Genomic DNA, 20896 nt, shown 5'->3' with positions numbered 1-20896 from the left:
GACCGTCAGGCCTGATCGAGGAACCTGTCCAGCACGCGCGACCCGAACTCGAGCGCCGAGGTCGGCACCCGCTCGTCGATGCCGTGGAACATGCCCATGAAGTCCAGGTCCGGCGGCAGCTGCAGCGGTACGAAGCCGAAGCACCGCACGCCCAGCCGGCTCCACGACTTGGCGTCGGTGCCGCCCGACATCAGCAGCGGTGCGAACCTGCTCTGCGCGTCCTCGGCCTGCACGCACGCCTTCATCGCTTCGACCAGACCGCCGCTGAACTCGGTCTCCAGCGCGATGTCCGTGACGACGGTCTCGCGCTGCACCTTGTCGCCCAGCAGCTCGTCGATGGTCGCGTAGAACTCGTCCTCGTACCCGGGCAGGAACCGCCCGTCGATGTGTGCCTCCGCGTCGCCGGGGATCACGTTCACCTTGTAGCCGGCGTTCAGCATCGTCGGGTTCGCGGTGTTGCGGATCGTGGCGCCGAACATCCGGCTGAAGCTGCCCAGCTTCGCCAGCGTCGCGGTCATGTCCTCCGGGTCGAGCTCGACCTCGAGCACGTCCTCGAGCGTCTTCAGGAACTCGCGGACGGTCGGCGTGACGCGAAGGGGCCACTCGTGCGAACCGATCCGCGTGACCGCCTCGACCAGGTTCGTGACGGCGTTGTCGGTGTTGACCATCGACCCGTGTCCCGCCGTACCACGGGCCTTGAGCCGCATCCAGTTCATGCCCTTCTCGGCCGTCTCGATCAGGTACAGCCGCAGGTCGTCCTTGACCGTGATGGAGAACCCGCCGACCTCGCCGATGCCTTCGGTGCAGTCGGCAACGGTGTCCGGGTGGTTGTTGATCAGCCACTGGGCGCCGTACACGCCGCCGGCTTCCTCGTCGGCCGTGAACACCAGCCGGACCGGACGCCGCGGCTTCACGCCGGCCCGCTGCCGCGCCCGCACCACCGACAGCACCATCGCGTCGAAGTCCTTCATGTCGACCGCGCCGCGACCCCACACGCATCCGTCGAAGATCTCCCCCGCGAACGGGTCGACCTTCCAGTCCTTCGGGTCGGCCGGTACGACGTCCAGGTGCCCGTGCACCAGCAGCGGGTCCGCACTCTGGTCCTCGCCGTCCCAGTGCGCGACCAGCGTCGCCCGCCCCGGCTCCGACTCGTAGATCGTCGACTCGATCCCGACCTCGTCCAGCTTCGCCGCGACGTACTCGGCCGCAACCCGCTCCCCGTTGCTCTTGCCGTTCCCGTAGTTCGTGGTGTCGATCCGGATCAGCTCACTGCAGAGCTCCACCACTTCGGCATCGGGCGCGTACGACGTACGGTCGCTGGAGGTCGTCATACGGGCCATCCTCCCCCACCGGGGAGGCCGAGGCGGACTCAGGTCAGGGTGATGTCGTCGCCGGAGACAGTGATCTGCTCCAGCGGCAGCGGGCGCGGCGCCGGGCCGGCCTTCACGGAGCCGTCGGTGATCGAGTACTTGCTGCCGTGGCAGTCACAGTTGATCGTGCCACCGGACACGCTCGCGACCGGGCAGCTCTGGTGCGTGCAGATCGAGCTGAACGCCTTGAACGTGCCCTTGACCGGTTGCGTCACCACGACTCGCTGCGGCGCGAAGATCTTCCCGCCGCCGACCGGGATGTCCTCGGTCTTGCCGAGCACGGTCTCGGCCGGCGCGGGCGGCGGCGTGGCCTTCGGCTCACCGTACTTCGCACACCCGGCCAGTGACGCGAGTCCGGCGGCGGTGAGGATCGTACGGCGACTGGGTGTGTCCACAGCGGGTCCCTTCAGCGGATGACGCCGAATGTGGCGAAGAACCACAGCGACGAAGTGAGCCACAGCCCGATCAGGCCGGTGAATACAGCCCCGCCGGCGACGGGCAGCAGCCAGGACGGCGCGTCCCTTCGGGTCAAGGTCAGCATCTTGACGACGAAGGCGCCGTAGAAGAAGCAGCCCAGCAGGGAGTGGATCAGTACGCGTGGTTCGCCGTACTGGAACCCCAACGCGTACAGGCAATGCGCGACGACCGGGAGGGTGACCGCGACGGCGGCGCGGCCTGACCAACGGTGCACCGGAGCCAGCCTGGCGCGGCCTCTGTACAGGGCGATTGCTGAGACGACCTGCAGTACGGCGAGTCCGAGAGCGAGAGTTGCCAGCCAGGTCTTCACTGCCTGGAAGCTGGAGAAGCCGGCGATGTTGATCGCGACGCCGGTGGGATCGTGGAGGCGGCCGTAGACGCCGAGTGCGACCGCAGCGGCGGTACCGGCCGCGAGTGGGATCCCGACCCTGCTCAACCGGTGCACCGGCGTCGTCGTCACATCCGCTCCTCAGAACGTCTCGTCACCGGTGATCGACTGCGCGGTCACCCGTACGCCGCCGACACTGGCGACCCCGCGCGCCGGGTCGAGCCGCGGTGCCGGGGCCGGCGTACCGTCGTTGTCGACGCCCACCTGACTGCCGTCCGGTAAGACGATCCATCCGATCGTCCTGCTCTTGCTCGCCGATCGGTACAGCCCGGCGGGCGGACCGGCCACATTGATCGCGAACCGCAGCGTGCGGCCGCGGAGCGTGAGAAAGCCGGTCGCACTCTTCGCGGCGACGGCGGCAATGAGGCGCTCGCCGGTGCGCGACCGCACGGCGACCTGGTTGTCGCGGAACGTCCCGGTCAGCCAGGCCTCGAGGCGCCGGCCGTCGCACACGTAGGCCACGGCTCGCCCGTTCTTCACGGCGATGGCGACTGTGGCTTCGCGCTCCGTTGTCTTGCCTGCGTACACAGCTGTCGGTCGGTTGGGCGTCGCTGGAGTCGTCGCTGGTGTTGCTGAGGGTGTTGCTGAGGGTGTGACTGTCGGTACGGTCGCCGGAGCCGGGGTGGTCGCCGTCGGTGTCGGGGTGGAGCCACCGGTGTGAGTGGGGTAGGTGTTGCCGTTGCCCGTGCTGTTGACCGTGCTGTTCACCGTGAGCAGGACGACGAGGCCCACGGCCGTGGCCGCGAGCGTCACCAGTGGACTGCGCCGCCCCATCTCGTCCCCCCGGCACGAGCATCCCGCCCGGCGCGCGGCCGGTCAACGGGTCCGGCGGGATCCGGGTACGTTGGATTCATGAAGGGCGATCGGGTCGAGATCGTCGTCGACACGGGCAACGGCGTCTCGTCGTACGAGATCATGGCCATGAAGGCGGGCCGCCGCGTCGAGATCTCCACCAGCCGCAACGTCACCGAGGTCGTCGAGGTGACCCGGTCCGGTACGCCGATCCGCACCGCCCGCTTCCTCTCCGCCCGCGTGATCGCCCTCGTCGAACATCCGGCGAGCGAACCGTCCGCCGACGGATCCCGGCCCGCCGGACATGAAGGTTGAGCAGGTCGTCGTCGACGCCCGCGGCGTACAACTGCCCGGGGAACTGGCCGTGCCGTCACCGGTCGCCGGGTTGGTGATTTTCGCGCATGGGAGCGACAGCAGCCGGCACAGTCCTCGCAACAAGTACGTCGCTCAGGTCCTCGACCGGTCCGGACTCGGCACCCTTCTGTTCGACCTCCTGACCCCGGAGGAGGCCCGGGATCGCCGGAACGTCTTCGACATCCCGCTACTGGCCGAGCGATTGACGGCGGCTCACGGGTGGGCCCGGCAGCGCCCCGGCCTCGGCGATCTCCCGGTCGGATATTTCGGTGCCAGCACCGGCGGGGCCGCCGCGGTGTGGTCCGCAGGCAGTGGCTTGGGTGACGGCGTGGGTGACGGTGGGCTTGGCCGCGCGAGTGACGTGGGCGCCGTCGTGTCGCGGGGCGGGCGTGTCGACCTGGCCGGCCCGCAGCTCGGGTCCGTCACGGCGCCCACGCTACTGGTGGTCGGCGAGCTCGACGCCGACGTACTCAGGCTCAATCGTGAGGCCCAGCAGCGATTGCGTTGTACCAACCGGCTCGAGATCGTTGCCGGAGCCACCCATCTCTTCACCGAACCGGGCACCCTCGAACGCGTCGCCGAGCTGGCCCGCGACTGGTTCCGCGCCCACCTATGACCTGGCCGACCGAACCCACCGAACTGATCGCGCGGCAGCAGAAGCTCGCCCGTACGCAACCCGAGCTGTGGACTCCCCCGGAGCGATTTCTCATCGGCGGAGTCTGGACCTGTTTCCCACGCGGCCTGGTCGGCCCAGGCTCGGCCGCCGACCGAGCGTGGACCGGCGCCGTCGTCCTCGACGGCCGTCAGGTCATCGCAATGGAGCTTGCGACCGATCACGCGTCGGGCCCTTACCTCCCCGGACTGCTGGCCCTCCGGCTGGGTCCGTTGTGGGACGACGCCGTACGACGGCTCCACCCCAGACCGGACGTCCTGCTCGTCGACGCGACCGGGCGCGATCACCCACGACAGGCCGGGCTGGCTCTGCAACTCGGCGCCGTACTGGACCTTCCAACGGTCGGTGTGACCCACCGCCCGTTGACCGCCTCCGGCGATTGGCCGGTCGACGAGCGTGGCGCGACCTCGCCGTTGACGATCGGCACCGACCAGGTCGCGACCTGGCTCCGGACGCGGAAGGGCACTCGGCCGCTCGTGGTACACCCCGGTTGGCGAACCAACCTGTCGACGGCGATCCGGATCGTGACAGCGTCCCTCGCCGGACACCGGACACCCGAACCTCTCCGGGAGGCCCGCCGATTCGCCCGCCGTGCTCGGGGATCAGAGGACCTTTAGGCCGTACATCTCGCCGAGCGGGTCGGAGATCAGTTCGATCCGGGCGCCGTCGGGGTCGCGGAAGTAGATCGACGTACCGCTCTCCTCCTGGAACTCGACGTTGTGCTCAGTCAGGCTCGCCTTCAGCCGCTCCCACTGCCCGGGTTCCACCGAGATCGCCAGGTGGTGCAGTCCGCCGAGGACCTCGGCGTACGGCCCGAGGTCCAGCCCCGGGAAGTCGAAGAACGCCAGCAGGTTCCCGTTCCCGATGTCGAAGAAGAAGTGCGTCGAGCCCTCGTAGTCCCGGTTCCCGACCATCTCGGTCAGCGGGAATCCCAGCACCTCCTGGTAGAACCGCACCGTCCGTTCGACGTCCGCGCACAGTAACGCAGTGTGATGCAGGCCACGTGCCGAAGACGCGACTCCACCCTTCAAGTACGCCGTACGCAGCCGCTCACGCTCCGCTTCAACGGCCGACAGATCGATCTCCGTCATCTCCACCCACCCTTCGTCCAGCCCCATCAGACACCCCGGTCCGCCCGATGTGAATTCCACCCCTGGAGTTTGCTACTGTTCTCCGGTCAGCACCGCTCCGGCAGTGCAGACCACTCGTCCGGGTGGCGGAATAGGCAGACGCGCTAGCTTGAGGTGCTAGTGCCCTTCGCGGGGCGTGGGGGTTCAAGTCCCCCCTCGGACACGGTACTTATCCACACGGTCGGCCAAAGGGTCGACCTCTACATCGAGTGCCTGCTCGGTGTGGCGATACGTCAGCGACAGTCGAAGCGACGAGTAGAGCTCACTCAGCTCCTCCGGCTCGGCAGAGTCCAGGGCCCGCGCGACCTGCCGATCCACCGGTTGACGTGCGGAGTGATCAGATCCTCGCGGAGGTAGATCTGCCGCGGATGAGCCAGTGCGGTCGCTGACCCGTAGATTGTGTCTTCGCGGCGTGCAGCGCCCTCCATCGTCCGGACACAGATGCCACACCTGATCCGGCCCCGATACATGTACACGCGCTTCCGCGAGATCCGCCGTCGATCCACGGACGACCAGGAGGACTTACCGCCTGACTTCCGCTTCCGCTGCGCGAGCTGCGCAGCGGTAAACGTCTCAACCGGCACGATCGCCGGGGGTGCCGGCTGCCGCGACCGAACCATCTCCGCCTGCGGCGCGCGGCAAGGTTGTCAAACACCAGAAACAGCCAAAGGGGACGTGCGATCGTGCGGTTGACCTCGCCGCTGACAACGTACCTTGAGAACTGGGCTGCCAGCGCTGACAAGGGCTGGTCGGTTTGCCCTAGAGCGGCCAGCACGTGCAGCGCGGCCAGCATGCCGGTGTCAGCACGCCAGAAGTGACGGAAGTAGTAGTGGCCGCAGTGTTCCCCACCGAACACTGCGTCGTAGTCGGCCATGACCTGCTTGATGAACGAATGTCCGACGCGGGTGCGGATGGGTTTGCCGCCGTGCTCGGTGATCTGCTCGGCCACAGCTTTGCTGGTGACGACGTTGTAGACGATCGCCGAGCCGGGATGCCGGATCAGTTCACGCGTGGCAATCAGGCTGATGATGTCGTTCGGGGATACGGCATCGCCGTTCTCATCGACGAAGAAGCAGCGATCGGCGTCGCCGTCGAAGGCGAGGCCGATGTCTGCTTGGTGCTGGCGGACGGCAACCGCCGGAGGCCGTCGAGGTCGACCAGGCCGTGGAGGTACTCGGAGTACGAGGGCAGCAGGTCCTCGGACTGCAAGGTTCCGGTCGGACCGTCGTATTTCGGCAGCCCGGTCTCCAACAGGGTCCTGATTTCGGCGAGGCCGGTGTCCTGCCCGACGGGTGCCGCTGCGGCGCGGCAGAGTTTGATGCCGTTGTAAGCAGGCGGATTGTGGCTGGCAGTGATCATCGCGCCAGGCACATTGCGGATGCCTGAGGCGAAGTAGAGCAGGTCGGTGGAGGCCAGCTCGACCGCGAGTACATCGGTCCCGCGGCTGTTGACGCCGGCTGCGAAGCCGGCGGCCAGCTCAGGCGACGATATGCGCATGTCATGTCCGACGGCCACCAGTTCCGCACCGAGCTGGTACGCGAAGGCGGCGCCGATCTGGAAGGCCAGTTCGGCGTCGAGCTGGTCCGGGACGGTGCCGCGGATGTCATAGGCCTTGATCAGGGCATCGAGGTCTCTCATGACTCCTACTTCCCTGGCTTGCCGGTGACGTATTCGACGCGCGCTCCTGGCCTTCCTCACCAAGTAGCGCCCACCCCCGGAACCCTTGTGAAAGCGAGGCAATCATGGCGATCTACACCAAGCCCGAGGCCCTCGGAATCATTCGCCGTGCATTCGGAGCCGACGTTGCCGAGGCATTGGCCGGCGGCTTGCCCGATCGGATCGACCTGGACGATCCCGCGGACGCCGCGCTGCTGTTCCGGCTGGGTCTGAGCAGGGACCGCCTCCTCAATGCGCTCGGTGCCGACTCGTGAGGGGCAGTGTGGCCTGGACGGTGTCCCTGCTCGGACACTCGACGCGGACAGCCCCGTCATCCTGGCAGTCGACAGCGGGGCGACGATTCAACGCGCATCCAGCAGGAGGTAAACACGATCATGAGGACCGAGACGTCGCTGTACGGCGTGGTCACCAAATCAGCCAACGGCTCCGTGGCCGAGGTCGCAGCGAACTTCCGTGCGCTCCTCGACACCAAAGGCATCACGGTGTTCGCGGTCATCGACCAGGCGGCCGCAGCCCAGACAACCAATCTGACCCTCCGCGACACCGTGCTCATCATCTTCGGCAACCCGGCAGCCGGCACAGCAGTCATGGCAGCCGCTCCCCTGGCCGGCCTGGACCTGCCACTCAAGGTCCTGATCTGGGACGACGCCGGAGTAACCCGCCTCAGCTACTACTCCCCCGAAACCATCACCGACCGCCACCACCTCGACCCCGCCACCACTGCCGGCCTATCGGCCATCAACACCCTCACCGACGCAGTCACCAACCTCTGAGAAGAGCCCGAACCACCCCACACCCCGCGAGTCGACTGAGCTCGGAGGTAGTCCCGGGCTTCCAGGCTGGTCAGACGTGCGATCCACGCTGAGGATGCTGGTGGTGCGCAATTGAGGTCCACCCAGCAGAGAGCAATGAGCGCAGAGGTACAGGTCGCAGTGCCGGCGGGTGAACTTCGCTGATCGGCGGGAACACCCATTTGACATGAGCCCGCGCACCCGGACCGCAGCGAGCGCAGGTTTCGCCGGCATCGAACCTGCTGTCCTCTGCGCTCAACGGAATTGTCCGCCGGTCTGAAATGAGCACGGTTCTCGGGAGCTGAGCCTCGGTGGTCATGGCAAGGGCTTTCTGTTCGTGGTAGCTGCGGACGTCCTCAGTAGCCGGAGGAGGGGGATTTCTGTGTTGAAGAACCGGCCGGGTTGGGGGCCGTGACAGGTGCGCCGCCCGGGGATACGGCGGTCCACACGCCGCCGTTGAGGTTGATGCCCTGACCGTTGGTCTGACCGGGCGTCGAGTCGCCGACGAAGGTGTACAGGGGGTGACCCGCGACGGTGAACTGGCGGGCGCCACCATCGCGCGTGGTGGTGCCGAGCTTGCCGGTCAGCCGGGCAGCGACGTCGGCAGGGACGCCGGCGCGGGTACGGACGGCCAGTTGGCCGCGCACGCTGCGGCGCACGTCGACTTGCCGTCCTTGTCGTTGGCGAACTCGTACATCGTGCGCCCTTCGCCGTCCACGAGAATGGTGCCGAGTGCGCTGGCTTGCGCCCTCGCCGTCGCGCCGGTCGCCGGTGGCGGCGATGCCGATCCGGCCGAGCTGTTTGCGTCACCGCCACAGCCGGCCGCAGCGAAGGTGAGGGTGGCGGCCACGAAGCACATCCCAGCGACCTGGCGGTGGGTCGTCGCATCTGACTTCCGGTTGGTGCTCATTGTCGATTGCTCCTTGCGTGCTGGCTCGTTGTGTTTCCTGACGGCTCAACAGTCGCGCTGATCGCGTGCATTCGACCCCGGCGGCCCCCGGGTTCGATACCGGGTCCCTTGACCAGGCACCGGCATGCGACGGACTCATCTGGCCGACCCGGGAAGCAACCCCGGGCCTCACGGGGTCGATGAGGCGGCCCGCGGTGCGAGAGTGACTTGGTCCGCAGAGCAATCACCCCAACTCGGAAGGCGGGGCTCGGGATGGCCGACGACGAGCACGACATCGTTGTCGAACGCGACCTCGTGTACGCAACCGTCGATGGTGCCGAGTTGCACCTGGACATCTATCGTTCCGCCGGAGCGGACGCGCCGGTCGTCCTGTACGCACACGGCGGCGGATGGATCCGCGGCGACAAAGCCGAGGACGGCGCCAAGCGCCTCGGCGCCCTCTCGGCGTACGGCGTCACCGTTGTCTCGGTCGACTACCGGCTGGCACCGCACGCTGTGTTTCCCCAGCAGCTACACGATCTCAAGGGAGCTGTGCGATGGCTGCGTGCCAACGCGTCGCGCCTCCGGCTCCCCACTCGGCGACTCGGCATCTGGGGCAGTTCGGCGGGAGCCTACCTGGGCTCCCTGCTGGCTTTGTCCGAAGGCGACATCGCGTTGGAGGGTGCGGTCGGCGGCAACCTCGACCAGTCCAGTGCTGTGCAGGCAGTGGTCCACTGGTTCGGCCCAGCAGATCTCGGGTCGTCGGCGGCGCGCAGCGAGCTCGAGGCAAGACTTGTGCCGTTCCGGTTCGAGGCGGACCTGCTGGGCATTTCTGATGCGGCAGAGCTGACCGAGCGGGCCCGCGGATTCAGTCTGCTGTCACGTGTATCGCCGCAGGCACCACCGTTTCTCATCGCCCACGGTGATCGCGACCGGATAGTTCTCTCCTCGGAGAGTCTCTCCCTCCATCACGCACTCGCTCATGCCGGCGCACGAAGCCGGTTCGAGCTCCTGGCCAACGCAGGGCACGAGGACGCGGAGTTCGACAGCGCGCCCACACTGGCCAGTACAGCGGCGTGGCTGCGGACGATGCTGATCTGACAACTCCCCCGACCGGTACGGAAAGAAAGGACAGCGAGATGGCTCACACGGTCGCACCACACGGGCTTCATCACGTCACTGCGATTGCGGAGGATCCGCAACGCAACGTCGACTTCTACACGACGGTGCTGGGGCTGCGTCTGGTCAAGCGGACGGTCAACTTCGACGCTCCGGACACCTACCACCTGTACTACGGTGATGAATCGGGCCGGCCTTCCACCCTCCTGACGTTCTTTCCCTGGCCAGGAGTCCACGCAGGCAGACAAGGGGTCGGCATGACCACGGCCACCGCCTTCAGCGTCCCGCCGGAGTCGCTCGGCTGGTGGCAGAAACGCCTCAAGGCTCTCGGTGTCGACGCGGACGATCCCGTTGCGCGCTCCGATGAAGAGGTTCTTCGGTTGCGGGATCCCGACGGCTTGGTGATCGAGTTGGTTGCCTCCGGCGATGATTCCCGGTCCGGGTGGGACGGCGCTGCCGCAGTACCGTCCGATGACGCGATCCGGGGCCTGTTCTCGGTGACGATGACGGAGCAGTTGCTCGAGCCCACCGCCGAGATGCTCGGCGGCATGCTCGGGATGCAGTACGGCCACAACACCTCCGACCGAACCCGGTTCGTGATGTCGCGAGAAGAATCCGGAACCGCGGTGGACGTCCTTCCCAGCAAGGCCTCCCGGGGACTGCAGGCGGCCGGGACAGTCCACCACATCGCCTTCCGGGCCCCTGACCGCGAGACCCAGGTCAGGTGGCGCCTCGAGCTGGTCGAGGCGGGTATCCAGGTCACCGAAATCCTCGATCGGCAGTACTTCACCTCGATCTACTTCCGCGAACCCGGCGGCGTTCTGCTGGAGATCGCGACCGACCAGCCCGGGTTCACCGTGGACGAACCGCTGCTGGAGCTCGGCCAGCATCTCAAGCTGCCGCCGTGGCTGGAGCCGAACCGTGAGCAGATCCAGGCTTCCTTGCCGACGCTGCGAGTACCACTGCCGCCGCAGCCGGAAGACGTACACCGATGAACGCCGAGCTCCGGCGCGCGCATGTCTGGCTACCGGGCTCAGGCGGTCCGCCTCTTCTGCTGTTGCACGGCACCGGTGGCGATGAACACGACCTGCTCGGCCTGCGGGAACACCTGGCGCCCGACGCGCCCGTCCTGGCTCCTCGGGGATCCGTGTCGGAGCACGGAATGGCGCGATTCTTCCGCAGACTCCGTGAGGGCGTGTTCGACGAGGACGATCTGCGGCTTCGGGCCGACGAACTCGCCGCCTTCCTCACCGCGGCAGAGCACAAGTACTCGGTGGCGGCCGGGTCCTGGCTGGCCGTCGGCTTCTCGAACGGAGCGAACATGGCTTCCGCTCTCCTTCTACGCCACCCCGAATCCCTCGCCGGAGCGGTACTGCTCGCCGCGATGGCGCCGTTTCAGAACGACGGTCCACGAGATCACGCACTCGCCGGCAAGCAGGTGCTGATCGTGAACGGCCGCAGGGACCCGATGGCCACACCCGAGCAGACCAGGAAGCTGGCCGACCAGCTGCGCCGAAGAGACGCAACCGTCTCGCTGCTGACTTTCGACGACGGCCACACCATCGCCGCCGGCCAGCTTCCACTGATCAAAAGGTTCATCGACAGTCAGAGGCACCCCTGACCAGACCCGCCTCCCTGCAGGCTCACTGCAGGCGAGGGGCGAGCAGGTCGGCGAGGCCGATTCGCTGGTAGAACTCTTCCCGGACCTGGTCGCCCAGCTCGTTGACCCGTTCCGCGCCGTCGTTGGCCGGGTCGATGTGCACGCGGAACGGCCTCCCGCCTTTCGGCAGGTCCACGACCCGGACAATCTGACGTGCGACCTCGGTCGGGTCGGCGCTGCTGGGAGCCAGTTCGGCCAGACGTGCGGCGACCTGATCCATCAGACCGGCGTACCGGGCGTCGTAGGCGGCGGCTGTCTCGGCGTCAGCGGCATGCCCGGCATGGGCGAAGTGGTTCGTACCGGTCGTGAAGGATCCTGGCACGACGATAGTGGTGTCGATGCCGAACCGGGCCAGCTCGGCGGCGTAGCTCACCGCAAGGGAATCCTCTGCGGCCTTCGCCGCGAAGTACGGCGCCAGGTACGGCGGAGTGCCACCGCGACTGCTGGACGAACCGACCCAGACCAGCAACCCGTCGCCTCGCTCGCGCAGATGCGGAAGAACGGCGCGGTTGACACGTTGGGTGGACAACACGTTCACGTCGTAGACCTCCACGAGCTGTTCCGGCGTGAAGGCCTCGGCCGGGCCGAGCACCATGTGTCCGGCGTTGTGCACGATCACGTCGAGCTGACCGCACTCGTGGAGAATCCGCTTCACCGCGGCGTCGACCGACTCCTGATCGGTAACGTCCATCTCTACGGCAGATATGTCGACCGAATGACTCTCGGCATACTCTGCGAGCGCGGCGACGGCGGCAGCGTTGCGGCCGGTTGTGTTCCGCACACCGGCGTACACACGGTGACCCGCGTCGCCGAGAGCGCGCACTGCCATCGCACCGAACCCGCTCGAGGCGCCGGTGACGATGATGTTCTTGGACATGGCTGATCTCCTGGTGGTGGTCGGGAAGGCCGGAACCTCAGGCGATGCCGCCGTTGACGTAAACGACCTGCCCGTTGACCCAGCGGGCAGGTCCGGCGAGGAAGGAGACGGCCTCGGCAATATCGCCTGGTACGCCGAGCCGCTGCAGCGGAGCGAGGTTCGCCAATGTGTCGATGGTGGCCTGGTCCTTGCCGTCGAGGAACAGTGGCGTCGCCGTCGGGCCGGGCGCTACGGCATTCACGGTGACATCCCGGCCGCGGAGTTCCTTGGCCAGGATCAGGGTCATCGCATCCACAGCGCCCTTGGTAGCCGCGTAGCCTGTGTAGCCCTCGAAAGCGAGCTTGACGACCGAGGACGAGAAGTTGATGATCGCCCCGCCCCGCCGGATGCGGCGGGCGGCCTGCTGGTTCACGATGAACGTGCCTCGAATGTTGATGCGATGCATCCGGTCCAGGTCCTCGAGACCGAACTCGGTCAGCCGCGACAACAGCATGATGCCGGCGGTGTGAACCACCACGTCGACACCGCCGTACAACTGCTCCGCGGTGTCGAACAGATCAGCGACCTGCACCTCGTCGGCGACGTCGGCTCCGTAGCTGCTGGCGGTCCCGCCGGCATCCGCGATCGACTTGACGACCTCGTCCGCCGTGACCGGATTGCCCGCGTAGTGCACCAGCACGCTCATCCCGTCGGCGGCCAACCGGTGTGATACCTCGCGGCCGATGCCGCCCGACCCGCCGGTGACGAGCGCGACCCGGGGAAGACTGCTGGGATCTGGATTGGCCATGTCGATTCCCTCCTCCGATCAGGAAGCCGCGGTATTCCGCGGCCGTTCGCACGGCATCACCATGGCGCCACATCAGTGCCCGTGGCCTCCGTGGACACCCGGGGTTCCACCCGGGGTCCGGCAGCGGGCCTGACTTGCCCAGGACTTCGCTAGCGGAGGTCCTCGGGCCAGCGGCTGAGCTCGTGGCGGGACCTGATGCCGAGCTTCGCGAAGACGTTCCCCAGGTGGTACTCGACAGTGCGCGGACTCAAGAAGAGCCGGGTGCTGATCTCAGGATTGGAAAGCCCGTCGCGGGCCAACCGAGTAACCTGAGTCTCCCGCTCCGTGAGCTGACTGCTGGTGGCCACCGTCCGCTTTCGCGCCTTCTCCCCGGTAGACACCAGTTCATGGCGCGCACGCTCGGCGAACGCCTCTGCGCCCATCGAGCTGAACATCTCGTGCGCCATGCGCAACTGGTCTCGCGCGTCCACGCGGCGACCCCGTCGGCGCAGCCACTCCCCGTACAGCAACGTGGCCCGCGCCAGCTCTCCACGCACCCGCGTACGTCGCAGCCGCGCGATCGCCTCCTGATAAAGCTTCTCGGCGCCTTCGCCCTCGGTCAGCAGCGCGCGACAACGGGCCTCCAACCCCAGTGCCCACTCTGTGCGACTGGCCCCCGTCATCGTGGCGATCCAGTCGAAGGCCTCGGCGGCGGTCTCGTGCCTTCCACTGCGCACGGCTGCCTCGATCAGCTCGGTCACGGCCCAGTTCGCCACTCCGGGATACCGAAGACCGGGGTACTCCTGGTGACGGAGTGCCTCCTCGGCGGCGGTCGCCGCCTCGGGGTAGTTGGCAAGGCCGTTGTTCAGGACCGCGTTCGTCCAGTGCGCGACGGCTATCCCGATGCCTTCGCCCCGGCGAGTCACTTCTCTGATCGTGGTCTCGATCAGGGCCGACGCCTCGCCCTGTTGTCCGGACAACGCGGCCAGGGCCATGGCGCTGTACGGCGCCAGGCTGCTTCCCGTTGCCTCGGTCACCGCATGTCCCTCGTCGACCAGTGACCTCGCCGCGGCCAGGTCGCCGGCGAAGAGCAGCATGTACGCGTGCGTGCTGAGCGCCAGCGGGAGCTCACTCAGCGCGCCGCCCGCACGCGCGAGCTCGACGTACCGAGCGGAGAGAGTGTGCCACGCCTCGTCGTCCCACAGATGCAACGCGGCCTCGGTCCCCAGCCACAGCCATCGCAGTTCCTCGTCGGGAGACATATCGCTGCCGAAAACAGCCAGGGCCTGCCGCAGCATCGGCGCTGCGGCCGCATACCCGTCGTTGAAGTTCGCCGCCAGGCCGTCCAGCAGCAGGTCGGGCGCCCGTGAGCGGTGCAGCGGTCGCGGCGCCGCACCGGCAGCGCGGGCCACATCCATGGTGCCGCCTCCTGGACTGGCCAGCGCGCCCACGAACATCGCAGCGGTAAGCCCATCCAAATACGTCGCCCGGCAAAGCTCGACGTCGATCGGCTCGAGGCGTTTGGCAGCCTTCAACAGCAGCGGGGGCGCGTCCTTGCCCCGACTCGTGACGAACGCGAGCTGAGCCCGCATGAGGTCGACGCGCGCCTGCTCGAGGTCACTCAACGGGCCGGATTCGGCCATCGCGAGCAGGTCAACTGCCGCCTGGAACGCGCCCGCCTGAAGCTTGGCCTGCGCAGCATCCAGCGCCCGGGCAGAACGACGCACAGGGTCGACCGTCAGCCGCGCGGCGCGCTCGAGGAACGCGGCGGCCGCCGCCAGCCCACCCCGCGCGCCGGCCCGGCCCGCCGACCGCTCCAACTCGGCGGCCACGTCTTCGTCCGGGCCGCTCGCCGCGTGGGCCAGGTGCCACACCCGGCGATCGGCGTCGCCGGCCGGGTCCGTGACTTCGGCCAGCGCGCGATGCGACTCCCGGCGTTCCTCCGGGGTCGCCTCTCGGTAGATGGCCGAGCGCACCAGCGGATGGCGGAACGTGATCCGCTCCCCCGTTCGCAGCAGGCCTGCGAACTCGGGCGGGTCCATCGTGTCGGCGGCGATACCGAGCCGCTTGGCTGCCCGGAGTACCAGCGCGGGTTGCCCCATCGGCTCGATGGCGGCGACGAGGAGCAACCGGCGCAGATCAGGCGACAGCGGCGTGAGTCGGCGCCGGAAGCTGTCTTCGATCCGGCCCGTCAGGCTCTTGGCGTCCAGTAAGCCGAAACCACCAGCCAGTTGGGCGTAGCTCACCTCCTGTGGCAGCTCGATCAAAGCAAGCGGGTTTCCGCGCGTCTCGGCGACGATCCGGTCGCGAACCTGCTCGTCCAATGCTCCGGGAATCACCGCCGCGAGGAGCTCTCGCGCATCGTCTGGAGGCAGCCCGTCCAGCACCAACTGCGGCAGCCCGGCGAACATCTGCTCATCCACCGGGTCACGCGACGCGAACACCAGCCCGACCGACTCGGCCACCAAGCGACGACCCACGAACGTCAGAGACTCCGCCGAGATCCTGTCCAGCCACTGCGCGTCATCGACCACACAGATCAACGGACTCTCCGCCGCCGCGGCTGCCAGCAGACTCAACACGGCCAAACCCACCAGAAAGCGGTCCGGCGCGGGGCCTGCCCGGAGACCGAACGCCGTGCCAAGCGCGTCGTGTTGCGGCACCGGAATCCGATCGAGGCGATCCAGCAAAGGCGCGCACAGCTGGTGCAGTCCGGCGAACGCCAGCTCAGACTCGGCCTGCACCCCGGCCACCCGCACCACCCGGCAACCGGATGCCTCGGCCACCAGGTACTCCAGCAACGCGGACTTGCCGATCCCGACGTCTCCGCGAATCAGCACCGACCGGCTGGTGCCGTTTCGCACGGTGTCCAGCAGTTCGTCGAGGTGACGGCACTCGGTGCGCCGATCAACCAACATCTTCGAAAAGTAGCCCTCTTCGATTCCGGGGCCAAGAGCGCTCGACCCGACAGCCCCGGTGAATCGGCCCCGTGGCCTCCCGGATGCGATGCCCCGCCGCCGGCCTGCAGGCTGATCCGGAGGCGGAAGACTCCGCCGTACCGTTCGAGAGGAGGACGGGGAACCGGGCTGCTCACGGTTCCGGCGCCCCTGACTATCGATGAACGTTCCGCGTGTAGTGATCGTGGGTGCCGGGTTCGCGGGGTACCACGCCGCCAGAGGTCTGCAGAAGCACGCTCCCGACTCCGAGATCGTGCTGATCAATCCGACCGACTACTTCCTCTATGTTCCGTTGCTGCCCGAGGTGGCGACAGGGATCCTCGAACCGCGCCGTATCTGCGTGTCCCTGCCCGACCGGCTGCCGAAGGTGAAACTGCTGCTGGGGACCGCCACGCACATCGACATCGACGGTCACCGGGTCGAATGGGCCGACCCCGAGGGTCGGCTCAGCGTAACGGACTTCGATCGTCTCGTACTCGCCGCGGGCAGCGTGAGCAAGCTGCTCCCTATCCCGGGGGTGGCCGAGTACGCCCACGGGTTCCGTAGCATCTCCGAGGCGTTGTTCCTGCGCGATCACATCACCCGCCAGCTGGAGCTCGCCGCCGTCACCAGCGACCGTGACGAGCGTGACGCACGGTGCAGGTTCGTAGTGATCGGCGCCGGCTATACCGGTACCGAGGTCGCCGCGCAGGGCCAACTGTTGACCACACGCCTGGTTCGTCAGCTTCCTGCCCTGCGCGACCAGCCGGTGCGCTGGCTGGTCGCCGACCTCGCCGACCGGCTCCTTCCGGGACTCAGCCCGCGCATGTCGAAGACCGCCGAGCGGGTCCTGCGCAAGCGTGGGGTCGAAGTACGTCTCGGGCAGTCCGTCGACAACGCAGGGCCCGAGTGCTTGCGGATGACCACTGGTGAGGAGATCACCACCCGATCGCTGATGTGGTGCGTCGGCGTGCGCCCGGACCCCCTCGTCGACGCGCTGTCACTGCCCACCGATCACGGCCGGCTCCAGGTCCACGAGACACTCATGGTGCGCGGCCGCACGCACGTGTTCGCCGTCGGGGACTGCGCGGCGGTGCCCGACGTCACGCGTCCGGGCTCGATCACGGGTATGACCGCGCAGCACGCCCAGCGGCAGGGCAAGCTGGTGGCCCGCAACGTCGCAGCCTCGCTGCGACGGGAGGACCTGCAGACCTACAAGCATCACGACCTCGGTTTCCTGGTCGATCTCGGTGGCCGCCAAGCGGCCGCGAACCCCCTACACGTCCCGGTCTCCGGCCTGGCCGGCAAGGCAGTCCCCGCGGCTACCACCTCTACTCACTACCGGGAAGCCGCACTCGTACTGCGACTGATTGGGCCATCAACACGATCATGCCGCCGCGAGCAGTACAGCTCGGCCTGGTCGACGCAGGCCGAGTGCGGCTCGAATGCACGAGCCCGTCCGGCGTGAGCCAGGAGGTCTGACGTGCCGGGGTCCGATCGAAAGTACGACGCCCCGGCCACACCGCGCACTGACACGTTGATCTCGCCGGTCGTTATCGGACGCCGCTGGGTAGGCGGTCGAGCTCGTGGCGGGAGGTGATGCCGAGCTTGGCGAAGACGTTGCCCAGGTGGTACTCGACGGTGCGCGGGCTCAGGAACAGGCGGGCGCCGATTTCAGGATTGGACAGGCCGTCGCGGGCCAGGCGGGCGACCTGTGCTTCACGAGCGGTCAGCTGGCCGCTCGCAGGGAGGACGCGCCTGCGCATCTTCTCACCGATGGCGGTGAGCTCATGACGGGCGCGCTCGGCGAAAGCCTCGGCTCCCATCTCGGTGAACATCTCGTGCGCCGCCCGCAACTGTTCCCGCGCGTCCTGGCGGCGGCCCCGGCTGCGTAGCCACTCGCCGTACAAGAGGTCGGCCCGGGCCAGCTCGACACGCACCCGCGTGTGGCCGAGCCGCTCGATCGCCTCGCGGTAGAGCGGTTCCGCGCTGTCATCATCACTGATCAGCGCACGGGACCGAGCTTCCAGTCCCTGTGCCCACTCCGTGCCACTTGCACTCGTCATCTGCGAGAGGCGTGCGAACGCGTCGGCAGCTACTTTGTCGTGGCCGGTGCGGACGGCTGCCTCGATCAACTCGGTCAGTCCCCAGTTGGACGCGGCCAGTTCCTGTGGAGACTCGCTGGCCAGCCGGGCTTCGGCCATCGCGCCTTCGAACTGCCTCAAGCCGTTGAGGAGCAAGGCGCGGGCTGCCTGCGCCACAGTCAGGCCGATTCCTTCACCGCGAGCAGACGCCTCGGCAGCCCAGGCCCCGATCAGCTCGAGTGCCTCCTCTTCGCGGCCCTGCCAGGCCGCGAGCCAGAGGGCGCCGTAGGGCACCGAGCCCGCTCCGATCGTCTCGGTCACGACACTCGCCTCGTCGGTCAGCGCCACCGCTGTCCCGGAGTGACCTGCGAACAGCTCGAGAACGATGCGCGAGTTGAGCGCGAGGACGAGCTCACCAAGCGCTCCGGCCCCCCGCGCCAGCCGGACATGGCGGCCGCCGAGGACGTCCCAACTCTCGTCATCCCACAGATCCGCCGCGATCGCATCGGCGAGCCAGGACCATCGCAGCCCGTCCTCCAGCGTGAGGTCGCTACTGCGGAATGCACGCAGCGCTCGCTTCGACAGCGGGACCGCGGCGGCGTAACCGTCGGCGAAGCGGGTGGCGAGCGCATCGAAGAGCAGGTCACCATGGTCCGGCTCGCGTGAACGCGGGATTCGCCGCGCGGCCTGGGCCACCTCGGCTACGCCGACACCCGTGCGCCCGGCAAGGCGCCCGGCGAACATCGCGGCGGAGAGCGCATCCAGGTAGGTGTCCCGAGCCAGCTTGGTGTCCAGCGATTCCAGCCGGTGTGCGGCGCTCAAGAGGAGTCCGGGAGCCTCCTGGCCACGGCTCGAGGCGAAGACGGCTTCTGCTCGCAGCAGGTCGATGTGTGCGCGCTGGAGGTCGTCGGGGTCTCCCTCCTCGGCGAGCGAGAGCATCGTGTGCGTCGAGTCCGGTGCGCCGATCTGGAGTTCGAATCGCGCGGCGGCGAGGGCGCGCCGTACCTGCTGCGTGCGGCCCGGGGTCAGTTGTGTCGCTCGTTCGAGAAAGGCAGCGGCTGCAGCCAGACCCCCGCGGGCCTGTGCCCGTTCGGCGGAGCGTTCAAGTTCGGCGGCCAGGCGTTCGTCGGGTTCCTGCGTTGCATGCGCAAGATGCCAGATCCGACGGTCCGCGTCGCGCACCGGATCAGTGGCTTCGGCCAACGCACGGTGTGCTTCGCTGCGCTGTTCCGGCGGGGCCGCTCGGCAGACAGCCGACCGCGCGAGTGGATGGCAGAAGATCACGCGCGTGCCCCACTGGAGCAGCCCATCGAATCCGGTCAGGTCGTGCCCGTCCACCTTGACACCGAGCCAGGATGCCGCGCGATAGAGCAGCGCCGGGTCGCCGGTAGGGTCGACGGCCGCCAGCAGCAGCAACCGGCGGGTATCGGACGGCAGTACGTCGAGTCGGCGCTGGAAGCTCGACTCGATCCGGTCCGACAGGTCTTGCGGTTCCGGCACACGAAAACCACCCGCTAGCTCGGCGTAGGTCAGGCCTCGGGGCAGCTCCAGCAGTGCGAGTGGATTCCCGCGGGTCTCGGCGACGATGCGGTCCCGCACCTCCTCGTCCAGCGGTCCGGGAATCGCCGCCTCCAGGAGGTCCTTCGCATCCTCGGGCGGCAGGCCGCCTAGGACCAGTTGCGGCAGCCCCGCGAACGGCTGTACGTCGGCAGAGTCTCGCAGCGCGAACACCAGCACGACCGAATCCGCCAGCAACCTGCGACCCACGAATGCAAGGCTCTCGCTCGACGTGCGATCGAGCCATTGTGCGTCGTCAACCGCGCAGACGAGCGGGCGCTCGGCCGCCGCAGCGGCCATCAAGCTCAAGAGGGCCAGGCCGACCAGGAAGCGATCGGGCGCCGGCCCGGATCCCAGGCCGAAGGCAGTGCGGAGCGCATCACGCTGCGGCAGCGGGATCCGGTCCAGCCGATCCAGCAGCGGCGAACACAGTTGATGCAACCCGGCATAGGCCAGCTCCACCTCAGCCTGCACCCCGGCCACCCGCACCACCGAGCAGCCGGAAGCCTCGGCCTCCAGATAGGTGAGCAACGCCGACTTGCCGATCCCCGGCTCACCGGAAATCACCAAGGTCCGGCTGTCACCGTGGCGGACGGCATCGACCAGCCGCTGTAGCTGCCGGCATTCAGACTGACGCCCCCGCAAGATGGGCACGGCCTCAGTCTTACCGGGAAGAACGCTGCGGGCAATCAGATCCCGGGAGGAAAACCACGAATCACCTCCGGGACGCAGGACGCCTAACCAGTCCGCGAAAGGCACCAAGGATGGCGCTCGACAACGCCAAATATGAAGATCCTCGACACCGTCTCCAAGCTACGGGTCACCGCCATCCGCCACGGTCTGGACTGGGCCGGCGGTCTGCATCACTCCGGCACATTCGCACCCAGCAGGCCGTGCGGACGATGACGCCGCAGTCGTACACGAAGTAGGCCTATGAGTACCGATACCGCCAGGTGTTCGCGAAACGACCTCGCGGGGTCCTGTGCCGTACCCCAGGTCATTCGAAGCTCATCCAGGACACACCCGATATCTGTGGTGGCGGGATTAGACGTCCTGCGGAGTCTGGACGAGGCGAAACTGATCAACCCGCAACGCTCCGAGGGCGGCCACCGCCGCTACTCCCGTTACGAGCTCCGCATTGCCGCCCGCGCCCGTGACCTCGTCGACCAAGGCACCGCCCCGGACGCCGCCTGTCGGATCATCATCTTGGAGGACCAACTCGCCGAAGCCCTCCGTAGCAACGAGCAGAAGCAGGAACAGGGCTAGTGCCGCTCCAAGAAACGTTGGGGTTGTAACCGTGTCGGGTTGACCGGTCCGATGGTGAGTCTGAAGGCTTGCCGTCGGAGGTGGTGATGG

23 protein-coding genes and 1 tRNA gene are annotated in these 20896 nt (G+C 67.8%); 11 read left to right on the top strand and 13 right to left on the bottom strand.

What is annotated here, in order from left to right:
* Positions 1–5: 5 nt before the first annotated feature.
* Genes EV651_RS40345 through EV651_RS40330 form a run of 4 tightly spaced genes read right to left on the bottom strand, consistent with a single transcriptional unit; the run spans position 6 to position 3009 of the window.
* The gene (locus EV651_RS40345) at positions 6–1331 is read right to left on the bottom strand and encodes a M20/M25/M40 family metallo-hydrolase (protein WP_133791395.1); all 1326 of its coding nucleotides are present in this window, start codon (positions 1329–1331) and stop codon (positions 6–8) included.
* A 38-nt stretch (positions 1332–1369) separates the two neighbouring features.
* Positions 1370–1765, bottom strand: coding sequence for a Rieske (2Fe-2S) protein (locus EV651_RS40340; protein WP_133791393.1), 396 nt, complete (start codon positions 1763–1765; stop codon positions 1370–1372).
* Positions 1766–1776: 11 nt separating this feature from the next.
* A complete protein-coding gene (locus tag EV651_RS40335) occupies positions 1777–2307 on the bottom strand; it encodes a DUF6529 family protein (protein ID WP_133791391.1) in 531 nt (176 codons plus the stop codon).
* 9 nt (positions 2308–2316) lie between these two features.
* Positions 2317–3009, bottom strand: coding sequence for a hypothetical protein (locus EV651_RS40330; protein ID WP_133791389.1), 693 nt, complete (start codon positions 3007–3009; stop codon positions 2317–2319).
* Between the two features lie 78 nt (positions 3010–3087).
* Between EV651_RS40330 and EV651_RS40325 the strand changes: the two genes are divergently transcribed.
* From EV651_RS40325 to EV651_RS40315, 3 genes are read left to right on the top strand one after another with little or no spacing between them, the layout of a single operon-like run.
* Positions 3088–3342, top strand: a complete 255-nt coding sequence (locus EV651_RS40325) for a hypothetical protein (protein WP_133791387.1) — start codon at positions 3088–3090, stop codon at positions 3340–3342.
* The gene (locus EV651_RS40320; RefSeq protein ID WP_133791385.1) at positions 3332–3997 is read left to right on the top strand and encodes a dienelactone hydrolase family protein; all 666 of its coding nucleotides are present in this window, start codon (positions 3332–3334) and stop codon (positions 3995–3997) included. The genes EV651_RS40325 and EV651_RS40320 overlap by 11 nt, the downstream gene beginning before the upstream one ends.
* Positions 3994–4671, top strand: a complete 678-nt coding sequence (locus tag EV651_RS40315; protein ID WP_133791383.1) for an endonuclease V — start codon at positions 3994–3996, stop codon at positions 4669–4671. Before EV651_RS40320 ends, EV651_RS40315 begins: the two co-directional genes overlap by 4 nt.
* On the opposite strand, the gene EV651_RS40310 is transcribed toward EV651_RS40315, so the two are convergent.
* Positions 4657–5145, bottom strand: a complete 489-nt coding sequence (locus tag EV651_RS40310; RefSeq protein ID WP_133791381.1) for a VOC family protein — start codon at positions 5143–5145, stop codon at positions 4657–4659. The genes EV651_RS40315 and EV651_RS40310 overlap by 15 nt on opposite strands.
* Before the next feature lie 116 nt (positions 5146–5261).
* On the opposite strand from EV651_RS40310, the gene EV651_RS40305 reads away from it, so the two are divergent.
* Positions 5262–5347 (top strand) — tRNA-Leu (locus EV651_RS40305).
* A 174-nt stretch (positions 5348–5521) separates the two neighbouring features.
* On the opposite strand, the gene EV651_RS42860 is transcribed toward EV651_RS40305, so the two are convergent.
* Positions 5522–6292 carry a hypothetical protein gene (locus tag EV651_RS42860; RefSeq protein ID WP_238157532.1) on the bottom strand — a complete coding sequence of 257 codons (771 nt, stop codon included), beginning with the start codon at positions 6290–6292 and terminating at the stop codon, positions 5522–5524.
* Entirely contained in the window at positions 6202–6822 is a 621-nt protein-coding gene (locus EV651_RS42855) for a hypothetical protein (RefSeq protein ID WP_238157530.1), read from the bottom strand. The genes EV651_RS42860 and EV651_RS42855 overlap by 91 nt, the downstream gene beginning before the upstream one ends.
* A gap of 104 nt (positions 6823–6926) precedes the next feature.
* On the opposite strand from EV651_RS42855, the gene EV651_RS40295 reads away from it, so the two are divergent.
* Complete coding sequence (locus tag EV651_RS40295; RefSeq protein ID WP_133791379.1) at positions 6927–7115, top strand: hypothetical protein; 189 nt, start codon at positions 6927–6929, stop codon at positions 7113–7115.
* Positions 7116–7235: 120 nt separating this feature from the next.
* Positions 7236–7634 (top strand): DUF302 domain-containing protein, encoded by a 399-nt coding sequence (locus EV651_RS40290; protein ID WP_133791377.1) that lies wholly within the window; start codon positions 7236–7238, stop codon positions 7632–7634.
* Between the two features lie 374 nt (positions 7635–8008).
* Here EV651_RS40290 and EV651_RS43475 read toward each other — a convergent pair whose 3' ends face one another.
* Together EV651_RS43475 and EV651_RS40280 are read right to left on the bottom strand one after the other, a co-directional pair.
* Entirely contained in the window at positions 8009–8299 is a 291-nt protein-coding gene (locus EV651_RS43475) for a hypothetical protein (protein WP_166658948.1), read from the bottom strand.
* Positions 8236–8562, bottom strand: a complete 327-nt coding sequence (locus EV651_RS40280; protein ID WP_133791373.1) for a hypothetical protein — start codon at positions 8560–8562, stop codon at positions 8236–8238. Before EV651_RS40280 ends, EV651_RS43475 begins: the two co-directional genes overlap by 64 nt.
* Before the next feature lie 252 nt (positions 8563–8814).
* Between EV651_RS40280 and EV651_RS40275 the strand changes: the two genes are divergently transcribed.
* The 3 genes from EV651_RS40275 to EV651_RS40265 are packed head-to-tail and all read left to right on the top strand — an operon-like array spanning position 8815 to position 11281.
* The gene (locus EV651_RS40275) at positions 8815–9642 is read left to right on the top strand and encodes an alpha/beta hydrolase (protein ID WP_133791371.1); all 828 of its coding nucleotides are present in this window, start codon (positions 8815–8817) and stop codon (positions 9640–9642) included.
* Between the two features lie 38 nt (positions 9643–9680).
* Positions 9681–10655 carry a ring-cleaving dioxygenase gene (locus tag EV651_RS40270; RefSeq protein WP_133791369.1) on the top strand — a complete coding sequence of 325 codons (975 nt, stop codon included), beginning with the start codon at positions 9681–9683 and terminating at the stop codon, positions 10653–10655.
* On the top strand, positions 10652–11281 hold the full coding sequence (locus tag EV651_RS40265) for an alpha/beta hydrolase (RefSeq protein ID WP_133791367.1): 630 nt from the start codon (positions 10652–10654) through the stop codon (positions 11279–11281). Before EV651_RS40270 ends, EV651_RS40265 begins: the two co-directional genes overlap by 4 nt.
* Before the next feature lie 22 nt (positions 11282–11303).
* Here EV651_RS40265 and EV651_RS40260 read toward each other — a convergent pair whose 3' ends face one another.
* The 3 genes from EV651_RS40260 to EV651_RS40250 form a co-directional block, all read right to left on the bottom strand.
* Complete coding sequence (locus tag EV651_RS40260; RefSeq protein WP_133791365.1) at positions 11304–12197, bottom strand: SDR family oxidoreductase; 894 nt, start codon at positions 12195–12197, stop codon at positions 11304–11306.
* Positions 12198–12234: 37 nt separating this feature from the next.
* A complete protein-coding gene (locus EV651_RS40255; RefSeq protein ID WP_133791363.1) occupies positions 12235–12984 on the bottom strand; it encodes an SDR family oxidoreductase in 750 nt (249 codons plus the stop codon).
* A gap of 149 nt (positions 12985–13133) precedes the next feature.
* On the bottom strand, positions 13134–15881 hold the full coding sequence (locus EV651_RS40250) for a LuxR C-terminal-related transcriptional regulator (protein ID WP_133791361.1): 2748 nt from the start codon (positions 15879–15881) through the stop codon (positions 13134–13136).
* 199 nt (positions 15882–16080) lie between these two features.
* Between EV651_RS40250 and EV651_RS40245 the strand changes: the two genes are divergently transcribed.
* Entirely contained in the window at positions 16081–17367 is a 1287-nt protein-coding gene (locus EV651_RS40245; protein ID WP_238157529.1) for an NAD(P)/FAD-dependent oxidoreductase, read from the top strand.
* 85 nt (positions 17368–17452) lie between these two features.
* Here the strand turns inward: EV651_RS40245 and EV651_RS40240 are convergent, their stop codons facing one another.
* Positions 17453–20194 (bottom strand): LuxR family transcriptional regulator, encoded by a 2742-nt coding sequence (locus tag EV651_RS40240; protein ID WP_202870746.1) that lies wholly within the window; start codon positions 20192–20194, stop codon positions 17453–17455.
* Positions 20195–20575: 381 nt separating this feature from the next.
* Here EV651_RS40240 and EV651_RS40235 point away from each other — a divergent pair, with 381 nt between their 5' ends.
* Entirely contained in the window at positions 20576–20806 is a 231-nt protein-coding gene (locus EV651_RS40235; RefSeq protein WP_238157528.1) for a MerR family transcriptional regulator, read from the top strand.
* The last annotated feature ends 90 nt before the right edge of the window (positions 20807–20896 follow it).

This window comes from Kribbella sp. VKM Ac-2571 (genome assembly GCF_004362255.1).
GTDB classification, from domain to species: Bacteria; Actinomycetota; Actinomycetes; order Propionibacteriales; family Kribbellaceae; genus Kribbella; species Kribbella pratensis.
This window is presented reverse-complemented; position numbering and strand designations above follow the sequence as displayed.

Bases quoted from the DNA above. Each gene is read 5' to 3' on its own strand.
- EV651_RS40345 (WP_133791395.1), bottom strand. From the start codon at position 1,331: ATGACGACCTCCAGCGACCGTACGTCGTACGCGCCCGATGCCGAAGTG.
- EV651_RS40330 (WP_133791389.1), bottom strand. From the start codon at position 3,009: ATGGGGCGGCGCAGTCCACTGGTGACGCTCGCGGCCACGGCCGTGGGC.
- EV651_RS40325 (WP_133791387.1), top strand. From the start codon at position 3,088: ATGAAGGGCGATCGGGTCGAGATCGTCGTCGACACGGGCAACGGCGTC.
- EV651_RS40320 (WP_133791385.1), top strand. From the start codon at position 3,332: ATGAAGGTTGAGCAGGTCGTCGTCGACGCCCGCGGCGTACAACTGCCC.
- EV651_RS40315 (WP_133791383.1), top strand. From the start codon at position 3,994: ATGACCTGGCCGACCGAACCCACCGAACTGATCGCGCGGCAGCAGAAG.
- EV651_RS40310 (WP_133791381.1), bottom strand. From the start codon at position 5,145: ATGACGGAGATCGATCTGTCGGCCGTTGAAGCGGAGCGTGAGCGGCTG.
- EV651_RS42855 (WP_238157530.1), bottom strand. From the start codon at position 6,822: ATGAGAGACCTCGATGCCCTGATCAAGGCCTATGACATCCGCGGCACC.
- EV651_RS40295 (WP_133791379.1), top strand. From the start codon at position 6,927: ATGGCGATCTACACCAAGCCCGAGGCCCTCGGAATCATTCGCCGTGCA.
- EV651_RS40290 (WP_133791377.1), top strand. From the start codon at position 7,236: ATGAGGACCGAGACGTCGCTGTACGGCGTGGTCACCAAATCAGCCAAC.
- EV651_RS40280 (WP_133791373.1), bottom strand. From the start codon at position 8,562: ATGAGCACCAACCGGAAGTCAGATGCGACGACCCACCGCCAGGTCGCT.
- EV651_RS40275 (WP_133791371.1), top strand. From the start codon at position 8,815: ATGGCCGACGACGAGCACGACATCGTTGTCGAACGCGACCTCGTGTAC.
- EV651_RS40270 (WP_133791369.1), top strand. From the start codon at position 9,681: ATGGCTCACACGGTCGCACCACACGGGCTTCATCACGTCACTGCGATT.
- EV651_RS40265 (WP_133791367.1), top strand. From the start codon at position 10,652: ATGAACGCCGAGCTCCGGCGCGCGCATGTCTGGCTACCGGGCTCAGGC.
- EV651_RS40260 (WP_133791365.1), bottom strand. From the start codon at position 12,197: ATGTCCAAGAACATCATCGTCACCGGCGCCTCGAGCGGGTTCGGTGCG.
- EV651_RS40255 (WP_133791363.1), bottom strand. From the start codon at position 12,984: ATGGCCAATCCAGATCCCAGCAGTCTTCCCCGGGTCGCGCTCGTCACC.
- EV651_RS40250 (WP_133791361.1), bottom strand. From the start codon at position 15,881: ATGTTGGTTGATCGGCGCACCGAGTGCCGTCACCTCGACGAACTGCTG.
- EV651_RS40245 (WP_238157529.1), top strand. From the start codon at position 16,081: ATGAACGTTCCGCGTGTAGTGATCGTGGGTGCCGGGTTCGCGGGGTAC.